The 10,554-nt window shown below is 46.3% G+C and carries 11 protein-coding genes and 1 pseudogene; 7 read left to right on the top strand and 5 right to left on the bottom strand.

The window, feature by feature from the left end; all coding sequences use genetic code 11:
- Together F607_RS36050 and F607_RS0113940 are read right to left on the bottom strand one after the other, a co-directional pair.
- A pseudogene (locus F607_RS36050) lies at positions 1–93 on the bottom strand (IS982 family transposase); the annotation flags it as partial.
- A 53-nt stretch (positions 94–146) separates the two neighbouring features.
- Positions 147–431: a hypothetical protein gene (locus F607_RS0113940; protein ID WP_027708574.1), complete on the bottom strand. Its 285-nt coding sequence runs from the start codon at positions 429–431 to the stop codon at positions 147–149.
- A 227-nt stretch (positions 432–658) separates the two neighbouring features.
- Between F607_RS0113940 and F607_RS0113935 the strand changes: the two genes are divergently transcribed.
- Complete coding sequence (locus F607_RS0113935; protein WP_157365477.1) at positions 659–1,387, top strand: carbohydrate-binding protein; 729 nt, start codon at positions 659–661, stop codon at positions 1,385–1,387.
- Between the two features lie 93 nt (positions 1,388–1,480).
- Here F607_RS0113935 and F607_RS0113930 read toward each other — a convergent pair whose 3' ends face one another.
- The gene (locus tag F607_RS0113930) at positions 1,481–2,107 is read right to left on the bottom strand and encodes a Smr/MutS family protein (protein ID WP_211233644.1); all 627 of its coding nucleotides are present in this window, start codon (positions 2,105–2,107) and stop codon (positions 1,481–1,483) included.
- Between the two features lie 149 nt (positions 2,108–2,256).
- Here F607_RS0113930 and prmB point away from each other — a divergent pair, with 149 nt between their 5' ends.
- Genes prmB through F607_RS0113915 form a run of 3 tightly spaced genes read left to right on the top strand, consistent with a single transcriptional unit; the run spans position 2,257 to position 5,568 of the window.
- Positions 2,257–3,189: a 50S ribosomal protein L3 N(5)-glutamine methyltransferase gene (gene prmB, locus F607_RS0113925; RefSeq protein ID WP_038291374.1), complete on the top strand. Its 933-nt coding sequence runs from the start codon at positions 2,257–2,259 to the stop codon at positions 3,187–3,189.
- A 60-nt stretch (positions 3,190–3,249) separates the two neighbouring features.
- Positions 3,250–4,386: a chorismate synthase gene (gene aroC / locus F607_RS0113920; RefSeq protein ID WP_027708570.1), complete on the top strand. Its 1,137-nt coding sequence runs from the start codon at positions 3,250–3,252 to the stop codon at positions 4,384–4,386.
- Positions 4,387–4,404: 18 nt separating this feature from the next.
- Positions 4,405–5,568 carry an MFS transporter gene (locus F607_RS0113915; RefSeq protein ID WP_084611243.1) on the top strand — a complete coding sequence of 388 codons (1,164 nt, stop codon included), beginning with the start codon at positions 4,405–4,407 and terminating at the stop codon, positions 5,566–5,568.
- Here F607_RS0113915 and F607_RS29775 read toward each other — a convergent pair.
- Both F607_RS29775 and F607_RS0113905 read right to left on the bottom strand, forming a co-directional pair.
- Positions 5,556–6,068 carry a SixA phosphatase family protein gene (locus F607_RS29775; protein ID WP_051311479.1) on the bottom strand — a complete coding sequence of 171 codons (513 nt, stop codon included), beginning with the start codon at positions 6,066–6,068 and terminating at the stop codon, positions 5,556–5,558. The two genes, F607_RS0113915 and F607_RS29775, sit on opposite strands and share 13 nt — an antisense overlap.
- Before the next feature lie 83 nt (positions 6,069–6,151).
- A complete protein-coding gene (locus tag F607_RS0113905; RefSeq protein ID WP_027708568.1) occupies positions 6,152–7,057 on the bottom strand; it encodes a LysR family transcriptional regulator in 906 nt (301 codons plus the stop codon).
- Between the two features lie 211 nt (positions 7,058–7,268).
- Here F607_RS0113905 and leuC point away from each other — a divergent pair, with 211 nt between their 5' ends.
- Genes leuC through leuB form a run of 3 tightly spaced genes read left to right on the top strand, consistent with a single transcriptional unit; the run spans position 7,269 to position 10,472 of the window.
- Entirely contained in the window at positions 7,269–8,690 is a 1,422-nt protein-coding gene (gene leuC / locus F607_RS0113900) for a 3-isopropylmalate dehydratase large subunit (protein WP_027708567.1), read from the top strand.
- A gap of 9 nt (positions 8,691–8,699) precedes the next feature.
- Positions 8,700–9,347 (top strand): 3-isopropylmalate dehydratase small subunit, encoded by a 648-nt coding sequence (leuD, locus tag F607_RS0113895; RefSeq protein WP_027708566.1) that lies wholly within the window; start codon positions 8,700–8,702, stop codon positions 9,345–9,347.
- Positions 9,348–9,392: 45 nt separating this feature from the next.
- A complete protein-coding gene (leuB, locus tag F607_RS0113890; RefSeq protein WP_038291372.1) occupies positions 9,393–10,472 on the top strand; it encodes a 3-isopropylmalate dehydrogenase in 1,080 nt (359 codons plus the stop codon).
- Positions 10,473–10,554 lie beyond the last annotated feature (82 nt).

Here is a 10,554-nt window from a genome sequence, read left to right as displayed (position 1 = left end):
CCCTCGTTCACGTAATCGCTGGCCTTTAAGTAAATCATTAAAGGTATCATCAACCCAGCAATAAACTGCTATGATAAACTCTTCTACTGACATCCCCTGTCCCTTTGAATTTGTTTCGGCAAAACAAAGGTTGGGGTCAGGGGTTGTCATTTCAAACTAATAAAAGTCGAGCATCGCGTAAGCATATGAATTTTATTCTCTGCTAGCCACTCTTCAGCACGGTTAGTTGGTATTGCATGGAATACAGCAATATAGCCTGCTTCTTCTGCAATGGCTGTTCCCACATCAAAAACAATACCACCCACTACCGTGTGGTCTCGTATGATATCAATTGGTGGGCCATGCCCAACGAACCCTATTTTTATCAAGTCTTTAGCGTTAACACTGAGTGTTAGGGCTGCCAACAAGATGTTTAACCATTGATACTTCATGGTTGGAACACCTTACTCTGGTTAGTTGCTCAAAAACACTTCTTAGTATCACCATGCTTTTAGCATAGTTGAGTTAAGCAAAAAGAAATTATTTGCATAAAGCTCATGGGATAAAAAAAGAAGTAATTGGTACGGTGATTGTAAATAAGCAGCAACTGTCTTGTAATTTGTGGTATAACACCAGCGCTGGTTACAGGGAGGTGAACAACAATGCAAAAGGACTAGTTATGTTAAAGCGTTTCAATCCGTGGTTGCTTACTGGGGTATTACTCTGCTTAATGTCGGGCGTGAGTTGGGCCAGCCACCCTATTCAATTAAAAAAAGCCACCATTGGTACTGGGTTGGGTTGTTATGGTGCCTGTGGTCATTTAAAGGTTGCTGTGTCCGTGGAAAACCTGGTGGCGGACAAGCAGGTTGTCGTGAAATATACGGTAGATGGCCAGTCATGGTATACAGGACAAGCCTATTATCAAGAGACGCTTGATAACAATCAGGAGCGTTGGTTTTTTGAGGTTAATATACCTTCACGGCAATCACCTGTTCAGTTAGCGGTAGGGATGCAAGCTAATGGTACATGGTATTGGGATAATAATTATGGCCATAACTTTTTGGCCAAAGAAAACTTTCAGCGTAAACCTATTCAGTTTATTTCGGCAGAAAGAGGCAGAGGTTTGGGTTGTTATGGGTTGTGTGCTGACTTTACTGTCCATGTAGCCGTTGCCAATTTAGGTTACGAGAAAACAGTGCAAATGGTTTATCGGCTGGCAGATGGTGATCAGTGGTATGAATCATCTATAGGCAGTTATGTTGGGTTACTTGATGATGGACGTGAGTCCTGGGTACTTTATCTTCCTTATATTTATCCCAAAAACCGAGCGATTGAATTTGCAGTGCGTTATCAGGTAGCAGGAAAAATCTACTGGGATAACAATAATGGTGAAAATTACCTGTTTTAATTAATCAGTCGATAAACGATCATTAATAAATTGGTCAAGTGGGATAATGATATTTTGTATTCCACTTGGCCTTCTTCATGCTGTTTAGTCTTGTCATGACTCATTTTTTTTGTGCTGCTGACGGTTCACGAGCACGTACATTGAGCCCGCACCACCATCAGTAGGCGGTGTTGTACAAAAAGCTTGCACACTAGGAATCTGTCGTAGCCAGGTATTTAAATAATCTTTGAGGGTAGGGCGGGATGACTTGCGGCGGTGTGATTTGCCATGAATGATTTTTACACAGCGCATATTATTGGCTTGTGCAAAGCCCAGAAAGGCCATAAGCGTTGCTCGTGCTTCATCCACTCGATAACCATGCAAATCCAGGCAGTACTCAACGGGTAACTGACCCTGTTTTAGTTTACGCATTCGACTGAGTTGTACCCCAGAGCGCCGGTATTCAACCGAATCTTCAGGACCCAGGGGCAGTAACAGTGTGTCCGATAGGCCATCAACGGGTGGGCTTATCATTTGTTCTGCAGCCTGACGGCGGGCCGGCAATGCAACATTTTGCGGGTCGGGTGTTGAAGCAGTATGCATCACATGGTTGTGCTGGTAACGTTTTACTCCTTTCATGGCTTCATTGAAGGCCGCCTCATCATCCTTGTTGAGTGTACTGCTACTCTTAATAGGTCTATCAGTATGTTCAGTATCGGGTGGACGTTTAGCATCAGCCATGAGAAAACCATTAAAACCTACAGCCATGAAATTCTATGTTAGTGGTATAACTGGGTTACTTGAATAGAAAAACAGCATCATCGTTAACTTTGCGCTAACATAGCGTCTCGTTAATGATAGTCAATAGCTTTGACCAATAGGAGACGAATGTGGTAGGTCAGCAAAAGCTTGCTTTTGACGGTTTGGAAACAGTTCGAGATTTTATCCGCTGGGCGTACAGTCGCTTTAATGAAGCAGAGTTATTTTATGGGCATGGGACTGATAATGGCTGGGATGAGGCTGTTCATCTGATTTTGCAAAGTCTTCATTTACCCTGGGACATTGATCAGCGCGTTTTAGATAGCCGGTTGACTTTGGAAGAACGAGCCCATGTTGCCAGCTTAGTCTCTCGACGTGTTAATGAGCGGATCCCCAGTGCTTACTTGGTAAATCAAGCCTGGTTTTGTGGGCTACCCTTTTATGTTGATGAGCGTGTTTTAGTGCCTCGTTCACCGATTGCAGAGCTTATTGATCAACACTTCGAGCCTTGGTTGGGGGAGCCAGCTGTATCACGTATTCTGGATATGTGTACGGGCAGTGGCTGTATTGGTATTGCTGCAGCCTATGCATTTCCAGAAGCAGAAGTGGTACTTGCCGATATTGATTATGATGCACTTCAGGTGGCGACTATTAATATCGACAAACATGAGCTTGATGAGCGGGTCACTACAGTTGAGGCGGATCTATTTAAGGGAATACCTCAACAGCCGTTTGATATTATTGTCAGTAACCCCCCTTATGTGGATGCTGAAGATCTAAGCGATATGCCCCCTGAGTTTCATCATGAGCCTGAGCATGGGTTAGCTTCTGGTGAGGATGGTTTATGTCATACTGTGCAGATTTTAGCGCAAGCAGCCGATTACCTTACCGATAAAGGGTTATTAATTGTAGAAGTGGGGAACAGTCAGTGGGCTTTACAGGATCAATTCCCACAAGTGCCTTTTAATTGGCTGGCTTTTGAGCATGGTGGAGATGGTGTCTTTTTACTCGAGGCCGAAAACTGTCGTCAATTTCAAGAAGACTTTAAGCAGGCCCTAATATGATGAGCGTAGAGCAAAAAGCAAATAATCAGTTAACGTAAATATGCAGTAGAGAATCGATTCATGGCGGGTAATACATTTGGAACCTTATTTACAGTGACAACGTTTGGTGAAAGCCATGGGTTAGCACTGGGCTGTATTATTGATGGCTGTCCTCCTGGTTTGCCTTTAAACGAGGCGGATATTCAACAGGAGCTTGATCGACGTAAACCGGGTACATCAAAGTTTACAACCCAACGGCGTGAACCTGATGCAGTAAAAATTTTATCAGGCGTGTTTGAGGGGGTAACTACAGGTACGCCAATCGGTTTGTTGATTGAGAATACGGATCAGCGCTCCAAGGATTATGGCAATATTAAAGATCAGTTTCGCCCGGCCCATGCTGACTATACCTACTGGCAGAAGTATGGCATTAGAGACTATCGTGGTGGTGGTCGCTCTTCTGCCCGGGAAACAGCAATGCGGGTTGCCGCAGGCGCGGTGGCGAAAAAATATTTGCAAACCAAAGGTATTACGGTGCGTGGTTTTTTGTCGCAGCTTGGCCCTATAAAGGTGATGCCTGATGTACTCACCGAAGTGAACTGGGACGAAGTGAACAACAACCCATTCTTTTGCCCTGATCCCAGTCGCGTTAATGAGTTGGAAACTTATATGCAGGACCTGCGCAAGGAAGGTAATTCTATTGGTGCAAAAATAACCGTTGTCGCTTCAGGTATGCTACCAGGCTTAGGTGAGCCTATTTTTGACCGGTTGGATGCGGATATTGCTCATGGTTTGATGAGCATTAATGCGGTGAAGGGAGTAGAGATTGGGGCTGGCTTTGACTCAGTGACCCAAAAGGGGACAGAGCATAGAGATGCGTTGACGCCTGGAGGTTTTACTTCTAATAACGCTGGGGGTGTCCTTGGCGGTATTTCCAGTGGGCAGGATATCATTGCGCACATTGCACTTAAACCAACATCGAGCCTGCATTTACCTGGAGATAGCATTGATGTTGATGGTCAGCCAGTTACGGTTGTCACTAAGGGGCGTCATGACCCTTGTGTAGGTATTCGGGCCACACCTATTGCAGAAGCGATGCTGGCATTAGTGCTGATGGATCATTACTTGAGACATCGCGGTCAAAATGCGGATGTTTCTGTATCAACCCCAGTCATTCCAGCCCAGGCTCCTGTATCCGATACTACCAACGACACATAACTACCCACTGTTTTGCTTATGTCTTCTGACAGCCCACCCAACACTGTGCCTGTTCGCTCTTTGGCCAGTGTCTATGGGTGGTATTTTGTCATCCTAGGGATTTTGGTGCCTTATTGGGCACCCTACCTGCAAAGCCAAGGTTTTTCCTCCAGTGAAATCGGTATCCTGCTTGCTATTTTAATGGCGACTAAAGTCATTGCTCCGCTGGTTTGGGGACTATTGGCAGATTATTTTTTTTGCTCATTAAGGCTGGTGCGTATAGGCACACTTTGTAGTGTTGTGGCTTTTGCAGGCGTATTTGGTGTCGATGCCTTTTGGCCAATGGCATTTGTCATGGCTTGCTTTAGCTTTTTTTGGAATGCGGTATTACCGCTGTTTGAAGTCATTACTCTGCGTTTTTTAGTGGGGCAAACACAGTTTTATAGCCGGATACGTTTATGGGGCTCTATTGGGTTTATTGTTGCCGTGTTAGGCGTCGGTGGATTATTAGATTTCATTAGCCTGGACTGGGTACCTTGGTTATGCTGGCTAGCATTTTGGGGATTATGGCTTGCCAGCCTGGCGTTGCCGATGTCTACTAAAAGGGCTTCTGGTACAGCGGTCGTTCCACCACATAAGATGTACTTTAGAATGACGCCTGTGGTTGGTTTTTTCGCTGTAGCGGCGCTTGTGCAACTAGCCCATGGGCCGTATTACACATTTTTCAGTATTCATTTACAGAATCATGGTTATAGTCATACCACCATTGGCAGTTTGTGGGCACTGGGAGTATTAGCAGAGGTTATCTTGTTCCTGTTTATGCACCAGCTATTACCAAAGCTGGGGGTGCGTAACTGTTTGATGTTAGGACTGTTAGGTGCTGCCCTGCGCTGGTTTATGATTGGCTGGTGGGCAGACAGCCTAGTGCTCATTACCTTGGCACAGTTGCTCCATGCCCTGTCTTTTGGGGCTTGCCATGCCGCTTCGATTGAGTTTGTTCACCGCCAATTCCCTGAGGGACTGGCGGGGCGAGGGCAAGCACTTTATAGCGGTATTAGCTTTGGCCTGGGAGCTGGCCTGGGGGCGCTAGCAGCAGGCTATGGCTGGGAGAGCCTCGGCGCAGCTATGACATTCAGTATGGCTAGCCTGGTTTGTGTTCTGGGCTTATGGCTGACGTATGTTGTTTTACCTCAGGTGCGTTGATCACGCGTTAATACCTCCTTGGGGCGTAAACACTCTCGTACCTTCCCGGCATCAGGGCCAATGTCACGCCAGTGGCTAATAGGTAAATCAATACACACTGCAGCACAGGTGGTGAGGTGTCCAGGAAAAGCACTGTCTAGCTCAGTCGCAAGCATTTCTAAACCAGGGTTATGGCCGATAACCATTAAGCTTGAAATTTTATCAGGTACTTCACTGATCACTGTGTACAGTGCAGAGGTAGGTGCCTCGTAAATCATTTCCTCCCACTGCACGTTTTTCGACTTTATTTTAAAATAAGGCAGTAGCAGCTTAGTGGTTGCTCGGCAACGTTTTGCTGGGCTGGCGATAATGTATTGTGGAACCCAACCAACATCGGCTAATAGCTGTCCCATTTGGGGAGCAATGGTTTTTCCGCGCTTATTTAAGGGGCGATCAAAATCTTCGAGTGTGCTGTCTTTCCAGCTTGATTTGGCGTGTCGTAATAAAATGAGTTCCTTCATATATGTCTTCCTTTACCGAACATCCTCATTACACGTCATTAGCACTATACCCTTCAAGATCGGGGTATATGTTTGTTAACTCATTACTCTATTTGTTCATTAAGCTGCTTAATAAATGCACTTGCAGCATTGGATAGGGTTCGTTCACTGTGGTGAATATAGCCTAAGTAGCGATTTAGCAAGATATTTTCTGGGTTTAAAGCAGTGAGTTGATCATCAAGCATCGTTGCCGGCAGTACACTCCAGGCCAGCCCAATAGAAACCATCATTTTGATGGTTTCTAGGTAGTTTGTGGTCATTGAAATAGTCGGGGTCAGACCTCTTGTGCGAAAGGCTTGTTTGACGATGCTATGAGTAAACGTATGGCTACCAGGGAATACGGCTTTTGTAGAGCATAGGTGCGCTAACGTCAGTGAGGGCTGGGTAGCCAGGGGGTGATCTGGGGCGACAACAAAGTTGAGCCTGTCCTGCCAGACTAGCTGGCTGCAAATATTTTCTGTCACTAGCTTCACACCGTTACTGGTGTGGTCAACTTGACTGGGTGCTAGTGTAATTACTGCCACTTCGACCTCACCATGCTGAATGGCTTCATAGGCTTGTTCTGAATCTAAGAAGCGAATATCCAGTGTGACTTCTGGATATGTCCGACTAAACTGGCGCAGTACTGGTGGTAAACGGTGTAAGCCTATGTGGTGACTGGTGGCAATGGCGAGTCGCCCATTAACTTCACCACTTAGGTTGCGAATCTCACGGCAGGTGTCTTCAATATTGGCAAGTATTCGGTAGGCTCGGGGTAATAATGCGCTTCCTGTCTCTGTTAAAGTTATCTGGCGTCCAAACCTGTCAAACAGCCGGGTAGCGAGTAACTGCTCTAAGTTTGCGATCCTTTTACTGACGGCCGGCTGGGTCAGGCATAACTGGTCTGCAGCCAATGAAAAAGACTTGGATTCAGCAACGGCAATAAAGGCTTGTAAGGTTTGTGGGTCCATGATTTAACATTAAGCTATTCCTTTTTTTTATGCAATAATTAAAAATTATTAATTTGTTTTATCCGGTGTAAGAAATTAGCATTAAGCAACCTAATAATCACAATCCTTTATCTGTGTAGCCTGTGACTTCTAGCCCAAGGCACTGGCTATGCTTTTTTAGCAGTGCTCAAGCGCAGGCTCTGCTGTTTAGCCTAAATGAGAGGATAGCCAAATGGCAGGTAGAACGTTATACGACAAGTTGTGGGATAGCCATGTGGTCAGTGCCCGAGATGATGGCTCTGCTTTACTTTATATTGATCGACACTTATTGCATGAGGTTACTTCCCCTCAGGCTTTTGAGGGGCTGCGTTTAGCACAACGAAAGCCTTGGCGTCTCGATACTAATCTGGCGACACCTGATCATAATGTCCCCACTACCACTAAAGAGCGAGCGCATGGTATCGATGGCATTGCTGACCCGATTTCTCAAATACAGGTAAAAACGCTGGATGATAACTGCCAGTATTTTGGGATTAATGAGTTTGCCATGAAAGATCAGCGGCAGGGTATTGTCCATGTAGTGGGACCAGAGCAAGGTGCCACATTACCAGGAATGACGGTTGTGTGTGGTGACTCCCATACATCAACCCATGGTGCATTTGCGGCACTGGCCCATGGTATTGGTACCTCCGAGGTAGAGCATGTGCTTGCTACTCAGTGCCTTGTCACCAAAAAAATGAAAAACATGCTGGTGCGGGTTGAGGGCGCACTGCCCCATGGTGTTACCGCAAAGGATGTGGTGCTGGCTATTATTGGTCAAATAGGTACTGCGGGTGGTACTGGCTATGCCATTGAATTTGCGGGTGAAGGCATTCGTAGCTTAAGTATGGAAGGGCGGATGACGGTCTGTAATATGGCCATTGAAGCGGGTGCTCGGGCAGGGATGATTGCTGTTGATGAAACAACCATCGACTATTTGCAGGGACGCCCCTTTGCGCCTCAAGGAGAGCACTGGCAGCAGGCTGTTACTTATTGGCGTACGCTGGTATCTGATCCAGATGCGGAGTTTGATGAAGTGATCACTTTGCAGTCAGCCGATATACAGCCCCAGGTAACCTGGGGGACTTCCCCAGAAATGGTGGCACCAGTGACCAGCCAAGTGCCTGATCCCAAGCAGGAAGCAGACCCAACCCGACGGGAAGGTATAAGTCGAGCGTTACACTATATGGGGTTAACACCAGGCATGGCGATAAGCGACATTAAACTGGATCGTGTATTTATTGGTTCTTGTACCAATGCCCGTATTGAAGACTTACGCGCAGCGGCAGCCGTTGTGAAAGGTAAACATGTGGCTGCCACCATTAAGCAGGCATTGGTTGTACCTGGGTCCGGTTTGGTGAAAGCGCAAGCTGAGCAAGAAGGTTTGCACCAGATTTTTATAAGTGCGGGTATGGAGTGGCGAGAGCCTGGTTGCTCAATGTGTCTAGCCATGAACGCAGACAAGCTGGGGGCAGGTGAGCATTGTGCCTCAACGTCAAACCGTAACTTTGAAGGACGGCAAGGTTTTGGCGGTAGAACCCACTTAGTGAGTCCGGCAATGGCAGCTGCAGCAGCGATTGCCGGTCATTTTGTTGATATAAGACAGTGGCAGTAGGGGGAAATCATGCAGGCATTTACCATATTAACCGGTTTGGTCGCGCCTTTAGAGCGGGACAATGTTGATACTGACATGATTATTCCCAAGCAATTCTTAAAGTCCATTAAGCGCTCAGGCTTTGGGCCAAACCTGTTCGATGAGTTGCGCTACCTGGATGAAGGTCAGCCAGACCAGGATTGCAGCCAACGCCCACTTAACCCAGACTTTATATTGAATCAACCTTGTTATCAGGGGGCTTCTATTTTATTAGCAGGTCGCAATTTTGGCTGTGGTTCAAGTCGTGAGCATGCTCCCTGGGCATTATTGGATTACGGCTTTCGTTGTATTATTGCACCAAGCTTTGCGGACATTTTTTACAACAACTGCTTTAAAAATGGCATTTTGCCGATAACGCTTTCCGAAACAGAAGTAGAAGCATTATTTCATGCAGAAAATGCGGCTAATGAAGGGCTAAAGCTGACCGTAGATTTACAACAACAGGTCATAACACTACCTGACGGACAGCAGTTTTCGTTCAACATTGACGAATTTCGGCGCAACTGTTTATTGCAAGGACTTGATGAAATAGGTCTGACGCTGCAACAGGCAGATGAAATTAAAGCGTTTGAAGCGCGCCATCAGCAGCAATTTCCGTGGTTATTTGCAGCGCACTAATTGATTATAAGGCAGTTTTTTTCTGTTTTAAGAAGAGAGATTTCCATGCAAGCAAAACGAGTTTTGACTTTAGCCGGTGATGGTATTGGTCCAGAAATAATGCAGCAAGGTATACGCGTGCTGGAGACGGTTGCGGCTAAGTTTAACCTGCCCATAAAAATGGAAAGTGCCCTGATTGGGGGAGCTGCTGTTGATGCTGAAGGCCAACCTTTGCCTGCATCTACCTTAGCAGCCGCTAAAGAAAGTGATGCCATTTTACTGGGGGCGGTGGGTGGCCCTCAATGGGATACTTTGCCACGGCCACAAAGACCTGAGCAAGGTCTATTGGGGATTCGCTCGCAACTGGAGTTATTTGCAAACCTGCGTCCAGCCTTGTTATTTGAACCGTTAGCCAGTGCTTCTACCCTTAAACCGGAAGTAGTCGCTGGACTGGATTTACTGATTGTTCGGGAGTTAACTGGAGGCATTTACTTTGGTAAGCCGCGTGGCGTTGAAACGTTAGATAGTGGAGAACGTGAAGGCTTCAATACTTATCGTTATCGTGAGAGTGAAATTAAGCGTATTGGTCATGTGGCTTTTCAAGCGGCTCAGCGTCGAGGAAAAAAACTGTGCTCAGTGGATAAGGCGAATGTGTTAGAAGTGACAGGGCTGTGGCGTGAGGTGATGAATGAACTAGCTGCAGAATACCCTGAAGTTGAGTTGACGCATATGTATGTTGACAATGCCGCCATGCAGCTTGTTAGAGCACCCAAGCAGTTTGATGTCATTGTGACGGGTAACATGTTTGGCGATATATTGTCGGATGAGGCCGCCATGTTAACGGGCTCAATCGGTATGTTGCCATCAGCATCCCTTGCGGCGTCAGGGCTGGGAATGTATGAACCTTGTCATGGTTCGGCCCCTGATATTGCGGGTCAAGATAAAGCCAATCCTTTGGCTATGATTTTGTCTGTTGCCATGATGCTGAGGCACTCCCTACAGTATCCAGAAGCGGCTGCAGCCATTGAACAGGCTGTCGCTGACGTATTAACACAGGGTTTGAGAACAGCGGATATTGCTCACGAAGGTAATTCCATTATTGGCACACAAGCGATGGGTGAGGCGGTTATCAAAGCACTAAATTGATAATTCGCAGTGTGATTTACGACAGTTTGCATTAGTCTGTAGAGTAATAGGTGTGCTTAGCGTAGTACACTTATTTTAATCT

The sequence above is a fragment of the Zooshikella ganghwensis DSM 15267 genome, from assembly GCF_000428585.1.
Taxonomy (GTDB): domain Bacteria; phylum Pseudomonadota; class Gammaproteobacteria; order Pseudomonadales; family Zooshikellaceae; genus Zooshikella; species Zooshikella ganghwensis.
The sequence above is the reverse complement of the archived record's forward strand: the minus strand, read 5'-3'. Positions and strand labels throughout refer to the sequence as shown.

Coding starts and splice junctions, on each gene's coding strand:
- F607_RS0113930 (WP_211233644.1), bottom strand. CDS start 2,107: ATGGCTGATGCTAAACGTCCACCCGATACTGAACATACTGATAGACCT.
- F607_RS0113935 (WP_157365477.1), top strand. CDS start 659: ATGTTAAAGCGTTTCAATCCGTGGTTGCTTACTGGGGTATTACTCTGC.
- leuB (WP_038291372.1), top strand. CDS start 9,393: ATGCAAGCAAAACGAGTTTTGACTTTAGCCGGTGATGGTATTGGTCCA.
- leuC (WP_027708567.1), top strand. CDS start 7,269: ATGGCAGGTAGAACGTTATACGACAAGTTGTGGGATAGCCATGTGGTC.
- F607_RS0113905 (WP_027708568.1), bottom strand. CDS start 7,057: ATGGACCCACAAACCTTACAAGCCTTTATTGCCGTTGCTGAATCCAAG.
- aroC (WP_027708570.1), top strand. CDS start 3,250: ATGGCGGGTAATACATTTGGAACCTTATTTACAGTGACAACGTTTGGT.
- F607_RS29775 (WP_051311479.1), bottom strand. CDS start 6,068: ATGAAGGAACTCATTTTATTACGACACGCCAAATCAAGCTGGAAAGAC.
- F607_RS0113915 (WP_084611243.1), top strand. CDS start 4,405: ATGTCTTCTGACAGCCCACCCAACACTGTGCCTGTTCGCTCTTTGGCC.
- F607_RS0113940 (WP_027708574.1), bottom strand. CDS start 431: ATGAAGTATCAATGGTTAAACATCTTGTTGGCAGCCCTAACACTCAGT.
- leuD (WP_027708566.1), top strand. CDS start 8,700: ATGCAGGCATTTACCATATTAACCGGTTTGGTCGCGCCTTTAGAGCGG.